The 21,513-nt window shown below is 70.9% G+C and carries 18 protein-coding genes and 1 pseudogene; 14 read left to right on the forward strand and 5 right to left on the reverse strand.

Features of this window, described 5'->3' with window-relative positions:
• Nucleotides 1–3 precede the first annotated feature (3 nt).
• The 5 genes from OG623_RS00655 to OG623_RS00675 all read left to right on the forward strand — a co-directional run bounded on the left by OG623_RS00655 (nt 4) and on the right by OG623_RS00675 (nt 5,920).
• The gene (locus OG623_RS00655; protein ID WP_406143282.1) at nt 4–1,548 is read left to right on the forward strand and encodes a DUF6056 family protein; all 1,545 of its coding nucleotides are present in this window, start codon (nt 4–6) and stop codon (nt 1,546–1,548) included.
• Between the two features lie 68 nt (nt 1,549–1,616).
• On the forward strand, nt 1,617–2,564 hold the full coding sequence (locus OG623_RS00660; RefSeq protein ID WP_406143284.1) for a DUF1648 domain-containing protein: 948 nt from the start codon (nt 1,617–1,619) through the stop codon (nt 2,562–2,564).
• 2 nt (nt 2,565–2,566) lie between these two features.
• Complete coding sequence (locus OG623_RS00665; protein ID WP_406143286.1) at nt 2,567–2,968, forward strand: GntR family transcriptional regulator; 402 nt, start codon at nt 2,567–2,569, stop codon at nt 2,966–2,968.
• 200 nt (nt 2,969–3,168) lie between these two features.
• A complete protein-coding gene (locus tag OG623_RS00670; RefSeq protein WP_406143288.1) occupies nt 3,169–5,046 on the forward strand; it encodes a CocE/NonD family hydrolase in 1,878 nt (625 codons plus the stop codon).
• Between the two features lie 88 nt (nt 5,047–5,134).
• A complete protein-coding gene (locus OG623_RS00675; protein ID WP_406143290.1) occupies nt 5,135–5,920 on the forward strand; it encodes an integrase in 786 nt (261 codons plus the stop codon).
• A 27-nt stretch (nt 5,921–5,947) separates the two neighbouring features.
• Here OG623_RS00675 and OG623_RS00680 read toward each other — a convergent pair whose 3' ends face one another.
• From OG623_RS00680 to OG623_RS00690, 3 genes are all read right to left on the reverse strand, one after another.
• The gene (locus tag OG623_RS00680; protein WP_406143292.1) at nt 5,948–7,306 is read right to left on the reverse strand and encodes an NtaA/DmoA family FMN-dependent monooxygenase; all 1,359 of its coding nucleotides are present in this window, start codon (nt 7,304–7,306) and stop codon (nt 5,948–5,950) included.
• Between the two features lie 10 nt (nt 7,307–7,316).
• Nucleotides 7,317–8,426 (reverse strand): LLM class flavin-dependent oxidoreductase, encoded by a 1,110-nt coding sequence (locus OG623_RS00685; RefSeq protein ID WP_406143294.1) that lies wholly within the window; start codon nt 8,424–8,426, stop codon nt 7,317–7,319.
• 249 nt (nt 8,427–8,675) lie between these two features.
• Nucleotides 8,676–8,816, reverse strand: a complete 141-nt coding sequence (locus tag OG623_RS00690) for a putative leader peptide (RefSeq protein ID WP_406143296.1) — start codon at nt 8,814–8,816, stop codon at nt 8,676–8,678.
• 469 nt (nt 8,817–9,285) lie between these two features.
• Between OG623_RS00690 and OG623_RS00695 the strand changes: the two genes are divergently transcribed.
• From OG623_RS00695 to OG623_RS00730, 8 genes and pseudogenes are all read left to right on the forward strand, one after another.
• Nucleotides 9,286–10,902: an ABC transporter substrate-binding protein gene (locus tag OG623_RS00695; RefSeq protein ID WP_406143298.1), complete on the forward strand. Its 1,617-nt coding sequence runs from the start codon at nt 9,286–9,288 to the stop codon at nt 10,900–10,902.
• Nucleotides 10,899–11,849, forward strand: a complete 951-nt coding sequence (locus OG623_RS00700; protein ID WP_406143300.1) for an ABC transporter permease — start codon at nt 10,899–10,901, stop codon at nt 11,847–11,849. Before OG623_RS00695 ends, OG623_RS00700 begins: the two co-directional genes overlap by 4 nt.
• The gene (locus tag OG623_RS00705; RefSeq protein WP_406143302.1) at nt 11,846–12,769 is read left to right on the forward strand and encodes an ABC transporter permease; all 924 of its coding nucleotides are present in this window, start codon (nt 11,846–11,848) and stop codon (nt 12,767–12,769) included. The genes OG623_RS00700 and OG623_RS00705 overlap by 4 nt, the downstream gene beginning before the upstream one ends.
• Nucleotides 12,766–14,421: a dipeptide ABC transporter ATP-binding protein gene (locus OG623_RS00710; RefSeq protein ID WP_406143304.1), complete on the forward strand. Its 1,656-nt coding sequence runs from the start codon at nt 12,766–12,768 to the stop codon at nt 14,419–14,421. The genes OG623_RS00705 and OG623_RS00710 overlap by 4 nt, the downstream gene beginning before the upstream one ends.
• 37 nt (nt 14,422–14,458) lie before the next feature.
• Nucleotides 14,459–15,451: pseudogene (locus tag OG623_RS00715) on the forward strand (PLP-dependent cysteine synthase family protein); the annotation flags it as partial.
• A 62-nt stretch (nt 15,452–15,513) separates the two neighbouring features.
• Nucleotides 15,514–16,038, forward strand: coding sequence for a GNAT family N-acetyltransferase (locus OG623_RS00720; RefSeq protein ID WP_406143305.1), 525 nt, complete (start codon nt 15,514–15,516; stop codon nt 16,036–16,038).
• Nucleotides 16,039–16,081: 43 nt separating this feature from the next.
• Complete coding sequence (locus OG623_RS00725; RefSeq protein WP_406143307.1) at nt 16,082–16,903, forward strand: DUF1684 domain-containing protein; 822 nt, start codon at nt 16,082–16,084, stop codon at nt 16,901–16,903.
• 226 nt (nt 16,904–17,129) lie between these two features.
• Nucleotides 17,130–18,611, forward strand: a complete 1,482-nt coding sequence (locus OG623_RS00730; RefSeq protein WP_406143309.1) for a family 43 glycosylhydrolase — start codon at nt 17,130–17,132, stop codon at nt 18,609–18,611.
• Between the two features lie 273 nt (nt 18,612–18,884).
• On the opposite strand, the gene OG623_RS00735 is transcribed toward OG623_RS00730, so the two are convergent.
• A complete protein-coding gene (locus OG623_RS00735; RefSeq protein ID WP_406143311.1) occupies nt 18,885–19,631 on the reverse strand; it encodes an esterase/lipase family protein in 747 nt (248 codons plus the stop codon).
• A gap of 348 nt (nt 19,632–19,979) precedes the next feature.
• Between OG623_RS00735 and OG623_RS00740 the strand changes: the two genes are divergently transcribed.
• Entirely contained in the window at nt 19,980–20,564 is a 585-nt protein-coding gene (locus OG623_RS00740; RefSeq protein ID WP_406143312.1) for a hypothetical protein, read from the forward strand.
• Between the two features lie 53 nt (nt 20,565–20,617).
• Here the strand turns inward: OG623_RS00740 and OG623_RS00745 are convergent, their stop codons facing one another.
• Nucleotides 20,618–21,505: a universal stress protein gene (locus tag OG623_RS00745; RefSeq protein WP_406143314.1), complete on the reverse strand. Its 888-nt coding sequence runs from the start codon at nt 21,503–21,505 to the stop codon at nt 20,618–20,620.
• Nucleotides 21,506–21,513 lie beyond the last annotated feature (8 nt).

Consider the following 21,513-nt stretch of genomic DNA (forward strand, 5'->3'; position numbering starts at 1 on the left):
CCGATGTCCGACAGCACTCCGGAATCCGCGGCACCTGACCGGCCGGACGCCACCCGGCGGCTGGACGTGCGGGGCCCACGGAGCGCCTCGGAACAGTCGCGGCGCACCCCTGGGCCCGATGCGCGGACCTCGATCTGGGTGACCGCGCTCGCGCTGCCGCCGCTCGCGCTGCTGGCAGCCGCCGCCTGGTTCGGGCGGTCGGTGCGGCCGGGCGCTGACGACTGGTGCTTTCTGCCCGTGGTGCGGGACCACGGGGTCACCGGGCTCGTCGGACGGTTCTACTTCGAGGACAACGGTCGGGTCGCCAACGCCGTACTGGTCGGCGCCTATGCGAAGTTCCAGGTGGCGGGCCACCAGTGGTTCGGCCTGGTGAGCGGCGTACTGGTCCTCACGGTGCTGTGGGCGGCGACCGTGCTCGCGCTGCGGCGGCTCCGGCTCACCGTGCCGCGCGGACTGCCGCTGCTGGTCTCCGCGATGGCGACCGCGCTGTTCCTGTTCGTCACGCCGAACACCTACAAGACGTTCTACTGGCCGGCCGCGTCGGTCTCGCACACCCTTCCGCCGGTGCTTGCCTGCGCCGCGCTGCTCCCGTTCCTGGTGGCTCGTTCACGCCGGGGCAGGGGCGTGGCTCTCACCGTGGCCCTGTGCGCGGGTGCGGTCATCGGCACCCTGTCGGAGGAGACCGCGATCGTCGTGGTGGTGGGGCTGGCCACGGTCCTTCTGCTCAGTTGCCGTGGCACCGCCCCGCCTTCCCGGCGGTTCCTGCGTCTCTGGTGCGCCGCGGGGATCTGCGGGGTCGCCGTCGGGGGCCTCGTCCTGATCACCTCGCCCGGCTCGAACAGCCGGCGGGGAAGGTTCGGGGCGGGCACGACGTCCATGGTCGCGCCCGAATCGCTCGCCTCCTCCCTGCGCGGATTCGGGGAGATCGCCCTGAGCACCGTCACCACCTGGCAGTACGTCGGGGCGCTGGCGGTGGGGGTGCTCCTCGGGCTGCTGTGCGCACGTCCTGACGGGACCGCGCCCAGACCGCCCGCCGGGTGGCTGCCGGCGGCCTGCGCCGCGGTGGCCGCGCTCCTGGTGTCCGGCTTCCTCTGCACCGTCATCGCCTACCCGGTGTTCCAGGACCGGGTGAGCGCGCCCAGCGCGGCCCGGCTGTGGAACGACTACCTCCTGGTGTACGTCGCCCTGCTCGTCGGCGCCGGTGCGCTGCTGGGGGCGGCCGCCCGCCTGCGCGCGAGGCGTACCGGTCCGCTGCGGGCCGTCTGCGCGGTGCTCTGCGTCCTGGTCTGCTTCGCCCCTGCCCTCACGCTGCTCGACCTCGACACGGACATGCGGGCACGGGCCGGGAAGTGGGACGCGCAGGACCGACGGCTGCGCGAGGGTGCGGGCAGCGGTGCCCGCGTCCTCCCGTACGAACGCCTCGTGATCGGACAGATGCTGGAGCCGTTCAGCCGGCGGGGACGCTCCTACTGGCCCGGTGGATGCGTCGCGGACTACTACCGGATCGACCGTGTCACCGACGCCACCCGTCCCCCTGCCGGTGATTGACGGATCCACTCCTCCCCCGACAACTGCTATTGTTCTACTTGCATGCAAACAAGTAGAGGGGGAGAAAGATGACCGCCATCAGAAGGAGCGCCCTGACGGCCGTGCCTTTCGGCGCCGCCATAGCCGCCTACGCGACTGTTTTCCTGGCGAACGACGACCGGCTGCCCGACCGGCTGGCCACCCACTTCTCGTCGGGCGGCGGGGCGGACGACTACATGAGCCGGGGCACCGCACTGTGGTTCGGATGCGCCCTGCTCGCCGGTCTCGGAGTGCTGTTCGTCGTCCTGCCCCTGGTCTCCAGGGACAGCGGTGGATCGAAGGTCAATTCCGCCATCGGGGCCGGCACCGCGGTCACGGTCGGCTATCCGCTGATCGTCACCGTCCTCATCAACACGGACGTCCAGGACCCGGCCGACGCGCACATGCCCCTGTGGCACATCGCCGTCATGCTCGTCGCCGGGGTGGCCACCGGCGCCCTGGCCTGGCGACTGATGGGCCCTGAGACACGCCCGGAGCCGGCGACGCCCGGCCGCTCGCTTCCGCTGGCCGAGGGGGAGGCAGCGGCCTGGAGCCGCACGGTCGTGTCCCGCGTGCTGCTGCTCGCGGCCGGTGTCCTCGCGGTCGTCGGGATTTCCCTCCTGACGTTCGGCCCGTTGCGGTCAGGGCTGCCGCCGCTCGTCATCGGCCTGTTCTGCGCAGCGTTCGCGGGCATCCGGGTCACTGTCGACCGGCGCGGCCTCACCGTCGCCTCGACGGTCCTGCCCAGGCCCCGGCTCGCCCTGCCGCTGGACGGCATCGCCGGCGCCGACAGCGTCCGGATCAACCCCACCGCGGACTTCGGCGGCTGGGGCTACCGGCTCCGCCCGAACAGACGCGGCGTGATCATGCGTTCAGGAGAGGCCCTGTCGGTCCGTACGGCTCAGGGACGCGAGTACGTGGTGACGGTCGATGACTCGGCCACCGCGGCCGCTCTCCTCAACGGTCTGACGGAACGCCGCGCGAGGGAGCAGTCCTAGTCATGCTGTTCCGGGTACTCCCCGGCTCACCCGTACCGCTGGGTGAGCAGATCGCCGCCTGTGTGCGGGGGGCCATCGCCGACGGCTCGGCGGCCCCGGGCGAGCGGCTGCCGTCCGCCCGTGAGGTCGCCGAGTCGCTGGGCGTCAATGTGCACACCGTGCTCCGCGGTTACCAGCGGCTGCGTGACGAGAGCCTGATCGAGCTGCGCCGGGGCCGGGGGGCGGTGATCACCGCGGCGCCCGGCGCCGCCGGTCAGGCCAGGCTCACCGACGCGGTGCACAGCCTCATCGCCCAGGCGCGCGAACTCGGCCTCACGGACCAGGAGTTCCTGACCCTGGTCCGCAGCGGCCTGGCGGGCGCGCCGGCGCCCGCCACCCCCGGGGCTCACCCCTCGGATCAGTAACACGTGTGACACACGCGCCTGTTGAAGCATGCCCGGAGTGATCATAGACTTTACCGCCGTCGGCTCCGGTTCTTGTCCGCGCCTGTGATCCAGCTCCGCGGACACGCGTGACCAGCGTGCGCTTCTCACGGTGGGCCGGAGTCCGCTGCTCGTGCCTGCACCACTGCGACACCCCGTATCCACCCAGCCGGGAGAAGCATGTGAGAGCACGTCGTACGGCCACCTGGGCCGCCTCCGCACTCGTCACCACCCTCGCGCTGACCGGCGTACTCGCCGGCCCGGCGGCCGCCTCCGCGCCCCCCTCGGCGCAGGACCGTACGAGGCAGGTCGCCACCGCGACCGGCCCCGTCACCCATCAGGACAACGACCGCGTCCCCGAGGGTTCCCGCTGGACGCAGCACTACTTCCCGTCCTCGGACCGCTCGGGCACCGAACTGCACGCCGACGTGCTGCTGCCCGAGTCGCTGCCGAAGAAGGCGAAGGTGCCCGTCATCCTGTCGGTCGGCCCCTACTTCGGGCACTCCGGGCAGTCGGACGCCGAAGGATGGACCCACGCCGGCCCCTCCGACCGCTTCCAGGACTTCATCGAGGGCACCGACCTGTTCGATCAGGGCTACGCCTTCGTCATGGTGGACCTGCGCGGCTTCGGCGGCTCCACCGGCTGCCTCGACTGGGCCGGGCCCGGCGAGCAGGCGGACGTGAAGGCCGCCATCGACTGGGCTGCGAAACAGCCCTGGTCCACGGGTGCCGTGGGCCTGTACGGAAAGTCCTACGACGCGGTGACAGGTCTCATCGGCAACAATCTGGACCAGCGCGCGCTCAAGGCCGTCGTCGCCCAGGAGCCCGTCTGGGACATGTACCAGTACATCTACTCCAACGGCGTACCCCGCCCGAACGTCACAGGTACCGCCAACGCCTACAACTCCATCGCCACGCTCGGCCAGCTGCCGGACGACGACCCGCGCTACCTGGCCAACTCCCGGTACGAGGAGGCTCATCCGGAGTGCCTGACGCAGAACGCGGCGGGGTACCGGATATCCGACCAGAACGACCCGTTCTGGAAGTCCCGGGACCTCGCGAAGGCCGCCAAGGGCACCGACACCCCACTCTTCGTGACCCAGGGGTTCATCGAGAACAACACCAAGCCCGAGGAGATGCAGGAGTACCTGGACAACCACAAGGGCCCCGAGCGCGGCTGGGTCGGCCAGTGGGAGCACGTGCGCGGCGGGGACCGCACCGCCGACGGGCGTCTGTCCATGGGGCGTGAGGGCTGGTACGAGGAGACCCTCTCCTTCTACGACCAGTACCTCAAGGGCGTCAGGCCGACGGGCGGGCACCCGGCCTACTCCGTCGAGGACTCCACCGGCGCGTGGCGGGCTCAGAAGACCTGGCCGGTCGTGGACCATTCCGTCACCCTCCCCGTCGGCGGCGGCTCGTACGTGGACGACGGCGGCCTCTCCTCGCTCGCCGCACCGGCCACGTCCGGCCTCACGGCGCTACCGGAGCGCCTGAGGGCCTCGGGTGACTGGGACATGGAGAACGCGCCCGCGACCGATCCGGCCGCACCGGAGGAACTGGCCGGTGGAGGGGACCTGATCCGACAGACCGGGGCGGTCACATCGAGCTTCGTCGTCCGGTCCAAGGCACTCGAGAAGGACGTGCGGATCACGGGCACCCCGCGGATCTCCCTGACCGCGAAGGGACAAGGCAACGTCATGCTCAAGCTGTACGACGTGTCCCCGGACGGCAGCGCCGTGATGTTCGACGAGCAGGTCTCGCTGCTGAGCACCGGCAGGCTCACCGTCGATCTCAAGGCGACGGACTGGAAGCTGGCGGCCGGGCACGTCCTGGCGGTGGAGATCGGGTCCATCCGGACGGGCTCGTGGCGCGACACGCCTTCCGGCGAGAAGATCACGGTCAAGGGCGCACAGCTGCGACTCGCCCTGGACGACCCCTCCGACGACGTCCCCACCCAGGGAGACCGTTCGCCGTATCTGGACACCTATCTGAGTCAGTACACGGTGGACCTGCCGGCCGGTCCCGCCACGTTCACCGTGCTTCCCGGAGGCCGCCTCTGATCCTCGGCACGTGTCCGGCCGTCGGGGCGTCGGCTGTAGGGTCGACGCCCCGACCGGCGGAAGGCGGCGGAACCGCATGCGGGTGACGATGACGAGCACGTCCGCGGCACGGCCGGACCGTGTGAACGAGGACTTCGCGGGCGCGGTGCCGACAGCTGCCGTGCTGGTCGACGGCGCGGGCATTCCCGGCTCCGGGTGGACCTGCTCGCACGGGGTGGCCTGGTACGCCACACGCCTGGGAGGCAGCCTCCTCGGCCTCCTGTCACTCGTGCCGGACCGCGGCCTGCCGACGCTGCTCGCCGAGGCGATCGAGCAGGTGACGGACGTTCACCGGGACAGCTGTCACGTCGCCGATGTCATCAGCCCGTCGGCTGCCGTGGCCGTCCTGCGTGTGTCCGGCGGTCTCGCCGAGTGTGCGGTCCTCGGTGACGCGACCGTCGTGCTCGACAGGACGCACGGCGCCCCGCTCGTCTTCTCCGATCCTCGGGAGGTGGTCATCAGCCGGTCCTACGAACCCGCCCTCGATGCCGCCCGGGGCGGTGACGCCTATCTCCGGGTGCTCGGTGAGCTGCGCTCCCACCGGAACCGGCCCGGCGGCTTCTGGGTGGCCAAGGACGACCCGCGGGCCGCGGACGAGGCGGTCACCGGAAGCTGTCCGGTCTCCGAACTGTCCGGTGCCGCCGCCCTGTTCAGCAACGGCGCGAGCGGGATCGTGGACCGGTTCGGGCTGTGCGACTGGCCCGAAGTCATGACCGTCCTGGCGTCGGACGGACCCGACGCAGTCATCCGCCGGGTCCGGCGGACGGAGGCGCGCCACGCCGTGGCCTCGGACGATGCGACGGTGGTGTACTGCACCGGTCTCGGCGCGCCCTGACCGCCCGTACACCGGGGACGCCGGCCGTCACCCCAGTGGAGGAAGGTCCAGGTGTTCCCGCAGGGTGGTGCCGGTGTATGCGGTCCGGTAGACGCCCCGTTCCTGGAGTTCGGGGACGAGCTTGTCGACGATGTCCGTGACGGAGGCCGGAAGCAGGTGCGGCAGGAGGTTGAAGCCGTCGACGGCGCGGGTGCTGACATAGCGGGTCCACTCGTCGGCGACGGCCGAAGGTGTCCCGACGAACGACGAGTGCCCTGGAGAGACTTCGAGCACCAACTCACGTATGGAAAGGCCGCGTTCAGCCGCCTGTTCCCGCCACTTCCGGATCAGGGCGGCCTTGCCGGTGCGGCGTTCGATGGAGATCGTGCCGCGTGAGGGGTCGAGTTCGCCCTCGCTGGGCTCGATGTCGGGCAGCGGACCGTCGGGGTCGTATGCGGACAGGTCAGTGCCCCAGTACTGCTCCAGGAAGGCGATCGCCCGCGGTCCGTTGACCTGCTCGCCGCGCACCCAGCGCGCCTTCTCCTCCGCCTCGGCCGCCGTGTCGCCGAGTACGACGCTCGCTCCCGGCAGGATCCGCAGCGAGTCCGGGGTCCTGCCGTGGCGGGCCAGCCGGTCGCGCAGGTCGGCGGCGTAGGCCACGGCCTTGCCGTATTCGGTGTTGGCGGAGAAGACCACATCGGCGTGGCGGGCCGCGAGTTCACGGCCGCCGTCCGAGTCGCCGGCCTGGAACAGCACCGGCCGGCCCTGCCCGCTACCCGGCACGGTGGCGGTGGCGCGCAGGGCCACGAGGTCGCTGTCGCGCTCCACCGGGCTGATCGAGCCTGGCCTGGCCCAGCTCGCGGTGTCACGGCCGTCGGGCGCGACGGCGTCCGTGGCCCAGGACCCCCACAGCTCCTTGGCGGCGTCGACGAACTGCCCCGCGCGCTCGTAGCGGCGTTCGTGCTCCAGCCAGCCTCCGTGCCGGAAGTTGGCTCCGGTCCAGGCGTTGTCGGTGGTGACGATGTTCCAGCCGGCCCGGCCTTCGGACAGCAGATCGAGGCTGGCCAGCCGACGGGCCAGGTCGGCCGGGTAGTTGTAGGTGGTGTTCTGGGTGGCCACCAGGCCGATCCGCTCGGTCACGGCGGCGAGCGCGGACAGTTGTGTGATCGCGTCGGGCCGGCCGGCCACGTCGAGGTCGAAGACCTTGCCTCGGTTCTCGCGTACCCTCAGCCCCTCCCCCAGGAAGAACGCGTCGAACAGGCCTCGTTCCAGGATCTGGACGATCTCGGTGAATGTCTCGAACGCGGTGTGCGAGGGCGCTTGCGGATCCGCCCAGATGAGCTGCGGCCCGACGCCGGTGAAGAACACACCGAGGTGGAGCTGCGGACGGGGGTTCAGTTCGGTCATGACACTCACCTCAGGTGTTCGATGCCGCGGCGGCGGCGAATCGGTTCGCGGGACGGGCGAGGCCGAGCGTGTCGCGCAGGGTGGTGCCCGGACCGCGGTTCGACGCTGCCCCGGCCAGCCTCGGCAGGACCCGCTCGGCCAGGACAGGCAGGTCGACGGCGAGTACGGCCGGATGCAGCCGCACCCCGTCGACCGAGTCGGCCAGCTCGCGCAACAACTCCAGCAGCGACTCCGGGGATCCGGTGTGCCGCAGCCTTCCGGACTCCGGCTGGAAGGCCGCGGCGTCCAGCTCGGCGAGCCGGTCCGTGGCCGGGACCTCGGCGTCCAGGACCACGTCCACCTCGGCGAGTACCAGGGGCGCGCCCGCCTCCCTCGCCGTGGCCGCGCGGGCCGCGACCTCGGCGAGGCCCGGCCGCCCGACCAGGACGACGTCGGCGCGTGCGTCGATGTCCAGCCCGTCGGAAGCCAGTACGACGATCTGGCCCTGCGGCGGACGTGGGGTGATCAAAGGCCCCTTGACGGTGAACGACGCGCCTTCGAAGTCGATGTGATGCACCCGTCGCGAGTCCAGGAACCTGCCGCTCGCCACGTCCTTGATGACCGCGTCGTCCTCCCACGAGTCCCACAGGGCGCGGGCGGTGTCGATGACGTCGGCCGTCTCACGGGCCAGCGCGGCGGTGGAGGGTGCGGCTCCCCCGATGGTGGCGAGGTCGTCCTCGCCTGCCGCCGTGCCGACCACCCAGCCGGCCCTGCCGTGCGAGACGTGGTCCAGGCTCGCCAGCTGGGTGGCGAGGTGGAAGGGTTCCGTGGTGGCCACCTGCAGGGTGGGTGCGAGACCGATCCGGCCGGTCAGGGGTGCGACGTACGCGGCGCGGGTGCCGGCTTCCAGCCGTCCGGCAGCCGCCCCGGGGCCGCCCCCTGGCGGCAGCGGCGAGTCGGCGAAGGTGACGAGGGCGAAGCCCGCGTCCTCGGCGGCGGCGACCACATCGCGCAGCGCGCGGGGGCCGAGGACGGCGCCCGGCGGGCGCCCCGAGTGGCGCCAGGCAGCGGGATGGGCGCCGTCGCCGTCGGCTTCCAGCGCGAGACGCAGGCCGGCGAGCCCGGCTGCTCGGTCAGTCATGGGGTGTACCTCCGGTCGGAGTGGAGTAGTTCCGGTGGTCACGCGCCCGGAGCGCGGCGAACACGCCTGCGCGTGCGATGCTCTTGGGCACCGTGGTCCTCTCGGTCAGCTGTGCGGGCATGCCGGAAGAACCGGCTGCCGGGCACGGGAAGAAGAAGGGGGAGGAGGCGTGCGCGGAGCGGAGCGCGGGTGATCGTGGGACGCGCGTTCAGAGCGCGGCGAGGCCCGGAGTGAACAGCACGTACGCGCTCAGCGGCGCGGGGGCGTCCCCGGACACAGCGCGCTGCTCACCCTGAGCAGGTCGACATGGCGACGGGCGACCAAGAGGCCCAAGGCCCCGGCGTGGGTCGGCGTACGGTCGTCGCGGTCGAGGACGGATCGCGCCTGCATGCCGGTCACCTCACAGCCGTCGGGTCGCTCAGCGGCTCGACAGGGGCCGCTGATGTGTGTGATCTCCTCACGTTAACCGTTCGCCCACGGTTGAACAATGGCGTGCCGGTCGCGGCCAAAGCCTCCTTCTCATACCGCTGTTCGAGCTGGTACGTTGCCTGGCGACGTCCCTGGTGGACGATGCCAGGTGGACGAAAGGACCGCGTTCCTCATGCCGTACCAGCCGACTGCCGCCGGGGCCCGACCCCCGAGCCGCGTTGCCGGTATGCGCCGCGCGGGATTCTTCCTTCCGCGTCTCGCGGTCCGTCGCCACATCGATCTGCACCGCGTCTCCAGCGCCATCTGTCAGGCCTGACCTCACCCCTGCCTGACCGGCCCGCGTCACGGCCCGGCCTGCTTCTGCTCACACTCTTGTCCGAGCAGGTCACCGCCGTGCCCCGGCATCCTCCCTTTTCCTGGAGACACGCTGATGTCCGGACCACGTTCCCAGCACCGTCCTGCCCTGGCCTCGCTCGCCGCCGTCACCGTACTGTCGCTCTCGGCGACCGCCTGCTCCTCGTCCACCGCCGGCGGTGCCGGCGGCTCCGCCCCGCACTCCGGGGGACAGCTGACCTTCGCCCTGGCATCCGACCCGATCTGCGTCGACCCTCAGCAGGCGGGCAACAACGACGCGATCTACCCGGCCCGCCAGCTGGTGGACTCACTGACCGACCAGGACCCGGCGACCGGGAAGATCGTGCCCTGGCTGGCGAAGTCCTGGGAGGTGAGCAAGGACGCGAAGACCTTCACCTTCCACCTGCGCGACGGGGCGACCTTCAGCGACGGCACCCCGGTGAACGCGGCTTCGGTGAAGAGCAACTTCGACGGCATCGTCGAGCTGGGTGCGAAGGCAGTACTCGGCAGCAGCTATCTGGACGGCTACAGGCGCACCACCGTTGTCGACGAACACACCGCCGAGGTCACCTTCTCCACCCCGAACGCACAGTTCTTGCAGGCCACTTCCACCTTCACACTCGGGCTGCTCGCCGAGTCGACGGTGAAGCTGCCCGCCGGCAAACGGTGCACGGACAACCTGGTGGGCTCCGGACCGTTCACCCTCACCGACTACACGCCGAACAAGTCCGTGGAGGAGCGCCGTCGCTCCGGATACGCGTGGGGCTCCTCGCTGTGGAGCCGCAAGGGCCCCGCCTATCTGGAGAAGCTGTCCTTCAAGGTGATCCCCGAGTCCGGGGTGCGCACGGGCAGCCTGCGGTCGGGCCAGGTCGACGCGGTCGGCGGAGTGGCCCCGCAGGACGAGGACGGGCTGAAGGGCGCCGGTTTCACCTTGTTGAGCCGGGCGAACCCGGGACTGCCGTTCGCTCTGTCGGCGAATGTGGCCCGGCCCATCACCAAGGACATCAAGGTCCGCCGGGCGATCCAGAAGGCCGTCGACCGGCAGGAGATCGTCGACACGGTCCTGAGCGGCAGCTACAAGCCGGCCACGAGCGCCCTGGCGAGCACCACGGCCGACTACACCGACCTGGGTGACCTGCTCGGCCACGACCCCGGGGGAGCGGCGAAGCTGCTCGACGAGGCGGGGTGGAGGACCGGCTCGGACGGCATCCGTACGAAGAACGGCAGGAAGCTCTCCCTCAAGATCGTGTGGGCGTCCAACTTCGGCCCCAACCAGACCGCCCTGGAGCTGATCCAGCTGCAGCTGAAGAAGGTCGGCATCGACATCACCCTGCAGTCCACCACCATCGGGGACTTCGTCTCGCTCCGGCAGAAGGGTGACTACGACTTCTCCTGGGGCAACTCGACACGGGTCGACCCCGACATCCTGCGTACCGGCTTCTCCGGTCAGCTGCTCAACTTCGGTCACCTCTCCGACAGCGAGCTCGACGGCCTCCTGGACAAGCAGGCCGCCGCGAGCGACCCGGCGCGGCGCGGACCGTACGTCGCTCAGGCGCAGAAGACCGTGCTGGACAAGGCCTACCAGATCCCGGCATTCGAACTGACCACTGTCCTCGGCCTGTCTGAGAAGGTCCACGACCTGGACTTCGAAGCCTCGTCCAGGCTGCAGTTCCACGACACGTGGCTGTCATGAGCAAGTATCTGGCACGTCGGCTGGCGCAGTCGGTGTTCGTCCTGTGGGCGGCGTTCACCCTGTCCTTCGCCATCCTGTACCTGCTGCCCGGCGACCCGGTGTCGATCATGGCCGCGGGCGGTGGTGAGACCAACGACATCGGCCCCGAACAGCTCGCCGAGCTCAAGAAGTCGTACGGGCTCGACAAGCCGGTCTTCGAGCAGTACGGCACGCAGCTCTGGCACGCGCTCCAGGGGGACTTCGGAAGCTCGGTGCAGAGCGGCGACGAGGTCGGTCAGCTGATCGCCTCGAACCTGCCGGCCACCCTGGAGCTCACCTCGGCGGCTCTTCTGCTCGCGCTGGTGCTGGGCGCGGGCGTGGCACTCATCGGTACGTACACCCGGTGGCGCTGGCTGCGGCAGGCGCTGCTCTCGCTGCCGGCGCTCGGCGTCTCCGCGCCTTCGTTCCTGGTGGGTCTGGTGCTGGTGCAGTTCTTCTCGTTCCGCTGGGGGCTGCTGCCCGCCATCGGCAACGAGGGCTTCGGCAGTCTGGTCCTGCCGGTGATCACCTTGTCCCTGCCGACCGGCGCGGTGATCGCCCAGGTCTTCGCCAAGAGCCTGCGGACCGCCCTCGCCGAGCCCTACGTCGGGACCGCGCTGGCCAAGGGCGCGAGCCGGGGGCGTGTGCACCTGCGGCACGCAGCGCGTAACGCGGCCATCCCACCGCTGACGGTGCTGGGCATACTGACCGGCAATCTGCTGGCGGGCTCGGTGGTCGTGGAGACGGTGTTCTCCCGTACCGGGGTGGGGCGCATCACCGCGACGGCCGTGAGTGCCCAGGACATTCCGGTGGTGCAGGGTCTGGTGGTGTTCGGCGCCCTGGTGTTCGTGCTGGCGAGTCTGGTGGTCGATCTCGTCTGTCCGCTGCTCGATCCACGGATCACGACCGTAGGGGCGGTGGCGCGATGACCGAGCTCATGACCGCCCGGGCGCTGACAGGCACGGCGCCGGGCGCACGCCCGCCGGCGCCCGACGGCTCCGTCCGCGAGGGGGCGGGTGAACGCGCACGGCGCCTGGCCGGGTTTCTGCTCCGCTCCCCCGGTCTCGTGCTGTCGGTCGTGCTGGTGACGCTGGTGATCGTGTCGGCGTTCCTCCCCGGGGTGTTCACCTCGCAGGACCCGCTGTCCGGGGTGCCGCGGGACAGGCTTCAGGGTCCCGGTGCGGCCCATCCCTTCGGCACCGACCAGTTGGGCCGTGATCTGTTCGCCCGGGTGGTCCACGGTGCGGCTCTGTCGCTCCAGGCGACCGTGGTGGCGGTGACCGTGGGCCTGGTGGTGGGATCGCTGCTGGGACTGCTGGCCGGATTCATCGGTGGGCGCATCGACGACGTCCTGATGCGCGTGGTGGACGTCCTGCTGGCGATCCCGGGCCTGTTGCTGTCCCTGGCCGTGGTGACCGCGCTGGGATTCGGCACCGTCAAGGTCGCGATCGCGGTGGGCGTCGCCAGTGTGGCGAGCTTCGCCCGTGTCATGCGCTCCGAGGTGCTGCGGGTGCGCGGCGCGGTGTACGTGGAGGCGGCACACTCCTCCGGGGCCCGCCGCCTCTCGGTGCTGTTCCGGCATGTGCTGCCGAACTCCGCCGGTCCTGTACTGGTCTACGCCGCCGTCGACTTCGGCGCGGTCATCCTGCAGGTGTCCACGTTGAGCTTCCTCGGCTACGGAGCCGTCCCGCCGGCCCCCGAATGGGGCTCACTGGTCTCGGGCGGCCGGGACTACCTGGCCACGGCATGGTGGCTGACCACTCTGCCCGGCCTGACCATCTCGGCCACCGTGCTGGCCGCCAACCGGATCTCCCGGGCGCTCGACGGGGAAGGCAGGGAGAAGCGATGAGCGGCGAACCACTGCTCGACGTACGCGGGCTGCGGGTGTCCTACCGCACCCGTTCGGGCATCGTGCCGGCGGTGCGTGGGATCGATCTGACCGTGGGAGCCGGCGAAGTCGTCGCGGTGGTCGGCGAGTCGGGCTCGGGCAAGAGCACGACGGCGCACTCGGTCATCGGGCTGCTGCCGGCCGGGAGCGTGCTGGAGGGGGGCGAAGTCCTCTTCGACGGTGTCGATCTGGCCCGGGTGAAGGACAAGGAGCTCCGGGCGCGGCGCGGCCGTGACATCGGGCTGATCCCGCAGGATCCGATGGTGTCGCTCAATCCCGTGCAGCGCGTCGGGACCCAGGTCGCCGAGGTGCTGCTGATCCACGGGCTCGCCGACCGGGACACCGCGGCGCAGCGCGCTGTGGAGATCCTCGGGCAGGCCGGTCTGCCCGACCCCGGGGTGCGGGCACGGCAGTATCCTCACGAGCTCTCCGGCGGGATGCGGCAGCGGGTGCTGATCGCCATCGCCGTGGCCGCCAGGCCCCGGCTGGTGATCGCCGACGAGCCGACCAGCGCCCTGGACGTCACGGTGCAACGGCAGATCCTCGACCACATCGGGAGCCTGACCCGGGAGTCGGGCACCGCCGTCCTGCTGATCACCCATGACCTCGGGGTCGCCGCCGACCGGGCGCAGCGCATCGTGGTCATGTCCCAGGGCGAGGCCGTCGAGACCGGCCCCACGGAGCAGGTTCTGAACGACCCGCGGCACGCTCGCACCAGGCAGCTGCTGGCCTCGGCGCCGAGCCTGGCGGGAGGCCGTCTCGTGGCCGAGCGCAGGGGCTCCGCGCGGGCGGATCCGCGCAACAGTGAGGCGGCCACGGATCTCGTCGTCGCCCGGAACCTGGTGAAGGACTTCCCGCTGCCCGGCGGGACGGGTGGCGCCAGGACGCTTCGGGCCGTCGACGACGTCAGCTTCACCATCGGCCGCGGCGAGACGTTCGCGCTGGTCGGGGAGTCGGGCTCCGGCAAGTCCACCACGGCGCGGCTGGTGGTACGGCTCGCGGATCCCTCGCAGGGCGCCGTCACCTTCGACGGGCAGGACATCACGGGCCTGCGCGGCGGCGCGTTGCGACGGCTGCGGCGGCGCATGCAGATCGTGTACCAGAGCCCGTACGCGTCCCTGGACCCACGCCGGTCCGTCGCCGAGGTGATCACCGAGCCGCTGCGGGCGTTCGGTGTCGGCGGCCGCAGGGAACGCCTGGAGCGGGCGTCCGACCTGCTGGAACGGGTGGCGCTCCCGGTCTCCGTGCTGCGGCGCAGACCGTCCGAACTGTCCGGCGGCCAGCGGCAGCGGGTGGCCATCGCCCGGGCTCTCGCCCTGGAGCCCGACCTGGTCGTGTGCGACGAGCCGGTGTCGGCGCTCGATGTGTCCGCGCAGTCGCAGATACTGGAGCTGCTCGTGGATCTCCAGCGCGACCTGGGCCTGAGCTACCTCTTCATCTCCCACGACCTGGCCGTGGTACGCCAGATCGCCGACCGGGTGGGGGTGATGCGGCAGGGTCGTCTGGTCGAGACGGGCACGACCGACGACATCTTCGCGGCGCCTGCCGACCCGTACACGAAGGAACTGCTCGCCGCCATCCCCGGCAGCCTGCGGGCGACCGCCGCCAACTGAATCCCGCAGAGCCCCGCTCGACGCAAGGAGCACCGCATTGGACGTCCACGCATCGCTGACCGACGTGGTCGGCAACACGCCGCTGGTGCGGCTCAACCGCGTCACGGGCACGGTGCCCGCACCCGTCCACGTCAAACTGGAGTACGTCAATCCCGGTGGCAGCGTGAAGGACCGTATCGCTCTGTCGATGGTCGAGGCGGCGGAGGAGGCCGGGCTGCTCCTGCCTGGCGGCACCATCGTCGAGGGCACATCGGGCAATACGGGGGTCGGCCTGGCCATGGTCGCCGCGCAGCGCGGTTACCGCTGTGTCTTCGCGATCCCGGACAAGAGCAGCGCGGAGAAGATCGCCGTACTGCGCGCCTACGGTGCCGAGGTCATCGTCTGCCCCAGCGACGTGCCGCGCGAGGATCCCGCTCATGTGCACTCCGTGGCCGGCCGTGTCGCCGCCGAGACGCCGGGCGGCTGGCTGGCCGACCAGTACGACAACCCGGCCAACCCTCTGGCCCACCACCGCACCACGGGCCCCGAGATCTGGCGGCAGACCGACGGGCGGGTCACGCACCTGGTGTCCGGGATCGGCACGGGCGGCACCATCACCGGGACCGGCGGGTATCTCAAGGAGGTGAGCGGTGGCCGGGTCACGGTCGTGGGCGCCGACCCGGAGGCCTCGCTCTACTCCGGTGGCGACGGCAGCCCGTACAACGTGGAGAGCATCGGCCGGTTCCGTCACCCCGAGACGGTGGACGACACCTGGCCGCAGTCCTACGACCCGGGAGTCGTGGACCGGTTCGAACGGATCAGTGACCGCGACTCCCTGCTGACCGCCCGGCGTCTGGCCCGGGAGGAAGGGCTGCTCGTCGGTGGCTCCGCGGGCACGGCGGTCGCGGCCGCCCTGCGGGTTGCGGCCGAACTGGGCCCGGACGATCTCGTGGTGGTTCTGCTGCCGGATTCCGGCCGCAACTATCTCTCCAAGGTCTTCGACGACGACTGGCTGCGTGGTCTCGGCCTGCTGGAAGGCGACGACCCCGCCGGGACCGAGGAGGGCGCCGGGACCGTGGGCCCGGTGGACGACCGGATCACGGACGGTGCCGGGTGAGCGCGGAGCAGTCGTTCCACACGGACGTCCTGTCGTCGGGCGGCGGCGCCGTGCGCTGGGTTGCCGCCGACTGGGACCACCCCGACGCGCTGGCCCTGCGCAACCGCATGGACGCCGAACTGCGGCCTCGTTACGCACCCTTCGACGCCGAGCGTGCGGGCCGTCGTCCGGGGCCGCCGAGCGCGGCGGAGATAGCCGTCACCTGGCTCGCGTACGAGGGCTCGAGACCGCTGGCGACAGCCTCTCTGAGGCTGCTGCGCCGACGCGACGGTGTGGACCTCTACGAGGTGAAGCGCGTTTATGTGCACGACGAGCACCGTGGGCGGGGCCTCGCGAGGGCTGCGCTCGACGCCGTGGAGAACAGCGCCCGTGCGCTCGGCGCCGACCGGCTCCATCTGCAGACCGGGAAGCTCCAGCCGGAGGCCATGGGGCTTTACGAACGGCAGGGCTGGCACCGCGTCTCCTGCTGTCCGCCCTACGACAAGGACCCGTTCAGCGTCTGCTTCGGCAAGCACCTGTGACACGGCCGGGGCGGCCCACCAGCAACCACACGAAGGAGCGAGGATGACAGTCAACGACGTCGACCAGGGCAATTTCGTCCAGGAATGGGAGCAGTGGCACCGCGAGCACGATGAGGTGCTCTCCGCACCGCACGGGTTTCTCGCCATCACCAGCCTGCACTGGCTGAGCGCGGAGCCGACCCGCTTCGAGGACGCACCGGGGGCGTGGTCCAGCACACCGGACGGGGTGGTGGTCGAGCTGGCGGAGGGCGAGGAACTCACCGTCGACGGCGTCGCGGTCCACGGCCGGCACGACTTCGGGGTCATCGGTGAGCGTGACAGCCTGTTCCCCGGCTCCGGGGACGCGGTCATCGAGGTCGCCAAGCGCGGCGGACATGACATCCTGCGCCCGCGTCACCCCGAGAACGCGCTGCGCACCTCGTTCACCCGGACCCCCGCCTACGCGCCGGACCCTCGGTGGATCCGTCCCGGCCGCTTCGTTCCGTTCGATCCGCCGCGCCCGGTGACCGTCGGCGCGTCGGTCGAGGGCCTTGAGCATGTGTACGACTCCCCCGGCCGGATCGAGTTCGAACTGGCCGGTGAGGTCCGCCGGCTGACGGCGTTCAACGGCAAGCGCCCCGGCAGTCTGACGGTGCTGTTCACGGACAGGACATCGGGGGTGACCACCTATGCGGCGAACCGCTCCCTCCAGGTCGCGCCGCCCGACGCCGAAGGGCGGCTGAGCATCGACTTCAACCGCGCCGCGAATCTTCCCTGCGCCTACACCGACCTGGCGACCTGCCCTCTGCCCCCGGCGGAGAACCGTCTGCCGGTCGCGGTCGAGACGGGCGAGCGGATCCCGCTGGAGCGCGGCGGACAGCCCTGATCCCGTACGGCTCCCACCGACGGGCGAACAGCCGGCCGGCCCTGTCACATCGCGGCCGTCCGGCTGTTCCGCGTGCGGGGGCGCGGGGGGACTCCAACTCGGCCCGCTGTGAGAGGCATTGACAGGGCAGCGGTCCGTACTTAACGTGTCGCCCCGTAATTACATCGATGTAAATGCGTGTGGTCCCCGTACCTCAGTGGGCTCGGCCCCGGAAGGAAACTGCCTCATGCCCTCGCAGTCACCGCAACGCCCCGCACTCCGCGTCGGAGCGCTCGTCACCGCACTTCTCGGGCTGCTCCTGGGCCTGCTTCCCGCCGTCACCGCCCCTGCCACGGCAGCACCGGCGTCCTCCGTGCCACCGGTGGCGGCCGCCGAGGCGGGGACGTTCCGCAATCCGCTGAATACCGGGCCCGATCCGTTCATGACCCATTGGAACGGGAACTACTACCTCACCACCACCCAGGGTGACAGCATCAGGATGTGGCGCTCGCCCTCCCTCGGGACGCTCGCCGCAGCCGACCCCATCACGGTGTGGACCGACTCCGACACCTCGAGGAACCGCAACATCTGGGCTCCGGAGTTCTACCGCTTCGGTGACCGCTGGTATCTCTACTACACGGCGGACGACGGGGTGGACGACCACCACCGCCTGTACGTCCTGGAGTCGGACGGCGACGACCCCGCCGGCCCGTACCACTTCAAGGCGAAGCTCGCCCCGCCCAACCACGCCGACGACTTCGCCATCGACGCCGGCATCCTCCAGCTGAACGGCCGCCTCTACCTCGCCTACAGCGGAATCAACCAGTACCAGCACAACGGCCTCAACATCGCTCCGATGTCCAGCCCGTACGCCGTCTCGGGGGACGCCGTGGCCATCGACGCGGACGGAGGGTGCCCCGAGGTCCGTGAAGGGCCGGAGTTCCTCTACCGCAACGACCGTGTCTGGATGACGTACTCCGCCTGCGACACCGGCAAGCCCGACTACCAGATCCGGATGATGTCGCTGCCGATGGACGCCGACCCGCTCACGCCGGGCGCCTGGCAGCAGTACCCGGACGCGGTGTTCTCACGGGCCGATGACCGAGGTGTGTTCGGCCCCGGGCACCACGCCTTCTTCAGCTCCCCGGACGGCACCGAGGACTGGATCGTCTACCACGCGAAGACCACGTCCGAAGCGACCTACAGCAACCGCACCACCCGCGCCCAGAAGTTCACCTGGCGCGCCGACGGCACTCCCGACTTCGGCAGCCCGCTCGCCCTCGGCGCCACCCAGGACCTGCCGTCGGGCGATCCCGGCTCGGGCAATCACTGGATCAACGACGACGCCCGCTCCAGCGGTTCGGGCAGCGTGACGTACAGCGGCGCCTGGAACTCCGGTACGGACTGCGCGACCCAGTGCTTCTGGGGCGACGACCACTGGAGCGACAGTACGGACGCCACGGCCACGTTCTCCTTCACCGGTACCCGTATCGCCCTGCTGTCCGTCAAGGACACGGGCAACGGTTACGCGGCCATCAGCATCGACGGCGGAGCGGAACAGACGGTGGACTTCCACGGCCCCCTCCGCATCGGGGAGGCCGTGCAGTACAGGAGCCCGCGACTGGAGTCCGGCGACCACACCCTCCGTGTACGGGTGACCGGTCAGCACAACTCCGACTCCCAGGGGGCCTTCGTGAGCATCGACCGTGCGGAGGTCTACACCGACTGAGGCGGTCAACCGGCCGGGGTGTGCGGATCCGGTCGGGACAGCGTCTCGGACAGTGGCAGTCCGTCCCGCGCCGCGGCGCGCTCACGCGCCCGCAGTGCGGCGCGCGTCCGCGGACGGTAGCCGGGCTCCTTGTCGCATCCGCATTGACCGGCGCAGAGGAGAGGCGGAGGTCTCGGCGTAGACGCACACACGGGCACCCTGTTGCACCGACCGTGCCCCGTTCCCGGCGTCCGTGACGGCCGGGAACGGGGCGGCTGCGGGTCCTACGGACGGTCAGGAGGCGACGAAGTTGGCTACCTGGCCCAGCACGACCGTGTCCGCCAGGTACCCGATGTGGGTCTGGCAGAGGACGTTGTTGTTCGTGGCGCCGTCCAGCCGGGTGCTGGTGTACGGCAGGATGATGCCGTCGCAGGCCGAGTACCACGTCGCGTACTTGGTGTCGCCCGGCGTCTCGTCACCCGAGGTGATCTGGGAGATGAACGAGGAGCCCGGGTACATCTGCCGGCAGGTCGTGTAGACGAGGCAGGCGCCGGCGTACGTGGTCCCGTGGTTCGCGCCCGCGATCGACGCGAGGTGGCTGACGCTGCTGTCTCCGCCCAGCACCTTCAGGTAGTACTGGCTGACCAGGCCGCCCATCGAGTGGTTGACGATCGCGACCTTGCTCGCTCCGGTCCTGGACTTCACGTCGTCGACGAAGGTGGCCAGTCCCTGGGCGTTGCTGATGTTGTTGCCGTAGGAGTTGTACTCGTAGGCGAAGAGGTCGGAACCGGACCAGCCCTTGAGCTGGAAGACGCTTCTCGCGGTGACCCAGTTCGAGGCGTTGCCGGTGTACCCGTGGACGAAGACGACCGGCGTGCTGGTCGACAGCGGCCGGGCAGCGGCCTCGGCGGCCCGTGCCGCCGAGGCCGACGTGGCGTCCGCGGCCGGGGCCGCGCCGGCCGTCGGGGCCGAGGAGAACAGGGTGAACGCGACCGTGGCGGCCGCGAGGAAGCCGAGTAGCCGGCGGGGGGAACGACGCATGGAGCACTCCTGACGGGGATGCGGGTGCTGACCCGACAAGAGTCGGGGCCCGCGGCGCGGGCGCCATCGGTGAAATCACCGGCGTTCGCGAGCGGCCCCCGGGGCTCCCGCACTTCTCGGCCATCGCCGGTGTGTGGAACTGGATCGGCCCTTTTGCCGTCTCGGCGAGGACGTGGACACTGGGAGGAGCGAGGCGTCGGCCGCCGGACCGGAAGCAGGGGTCCCCTCTCCGCCCTCGGGGGCGAAGCACGGCCTGGAGGCCGGACCGTGGCCTGGAGAGGCCCGAGCATGGCCGGGAGGCCGGAGTATTGCCTGGAAGGCCATGAGCGCCTGGAAGGCTGTGAGCGCATGTCCGCGATCGGGAGCCGACGGTGGCGTACGAACCCGCTGCGTCGGGGCATCGATGTCATCGAGGCACGGCTGTTCCTTCTCCTGTGCGCCCTGGTTCTCGTATGCGCTTCGGTGATCGGCGTGGCGCAGGGCTGGAGCGCCCTCGACCAGGGACGGTCGGTCGCCGCCGAACAGCGCGCGGACCGGCACCAGGTGCGCGCCGTGGTCCTGCGCGACGCCGCCAGGTCGGGCCCGTGGGCGGACGAGTCGGGGCGTTCCGAGCGCGTCTCGGTGCCGGTCCGCTGGACCTCGTCCCCCGGTGGCGACTCCGCCAAGGGGAACGCGCTGGTCGCCCCGGGGACCAAGCGCGGGGAGAGCACGAAGGTCTGGCTGGACAGCCAGGGCCGCCACACCTCCGCCCCTCTCAAGGACAGCGACCTGTGGGCGGACGCTCTGCTGGAGGGCGGAAGCGGTGCCGTCGTCACCCTCGGCGTCGGTGTACTGACCGGGCTCGGGATCCGGGTGGTGTGCAACCGGCGGCGGGCGGCCGGCTGGGAGACGGAGTGGAGCAGGGTGGAACCGCAGTGGAGCCGACGTGACTGAACCCCGACGCCCCGGCGCGTGGGGTTCGACCGCTCCCGTTCAACCGCTCCCGTTCATCCCCGCCCCCTCGCCTGGGACGGCTCGCCGGGCACGGTGATCACCGGGCATTCGGCCCGGTGCAGAAGGCCGTGGACGACCGACCCGAGGCGCATGCCCGTGTAGCCGCCGAAGCCACGCCTTCCGACGACGACTGCGAGCGCGTCCGAAGCGGCACGGGCGAGTTCTTCCACCGGGTGTCCGCGGCGCACCTCCTGCGTCAGGCTCACGCCCGGGTGTCCGGTGGAGCACTCGGCAACCACCTCACCGAGACGGCGCGTGCGCTCTTCGAGTCCGGCCTCGCCTCCCCCGAACTCGATGAGGGGGCGCGGCCACACCCACACGGCGTGCACGGACGCGTGACGCGCGTCCGCCTCCTCGAAGGCGAACTTCGCGGCCTCCCGCGAGGACGCGCTGCCGTCCACTCCGACGACCAGACGAGCGGGGTGACGCGCAGTGTGCTCGGGGGACTTCACGACGACGACGGGACAGTGGGCCTGTGCGCTGAGAGGCACCGCCACCGACCGGGCGCTGAGGATCTCCGCCGCACGGCTGAGTCCCCGGGAACCGACCACGATCATGCGGATGGGTCCGACCGTACGTCGGCAGAGCGCCACCGCGGGCTGCCCGTCGAGGAGTTCGGTCGACACCCGCGCACGCGGGGTGTGGCGCAGGACGGTGTCACGTGCGGCGGCCAGCGCCTCACCGCCCTGCTCCCGCCGGGAGATGTGCTGAGGTGTCGACTCCCGTTGCTGGGTGTCGTGCACGGGTGGGACGGCCAGCAACAGCCGCAGCGGCAGGCCTCTGCGCTCGGCCTCGTCCGCTGCCCAGGTCAGCATGGGAACCGAAGGATCGTTCGGATCGATGCCGACCAGTATCTGCTGGTCGGCGTCCTGGTTCGTCATACGACCTC

Source organism: Streptomyces sp. NBC_01012 (genome assembly GCF_045162755.1).
Classification (GTDB): domain Bacteria; phylum Actinomycetota; class Actinomycetes; order Streptomycetales; family Streptomycetaceae; genus Streptomyces.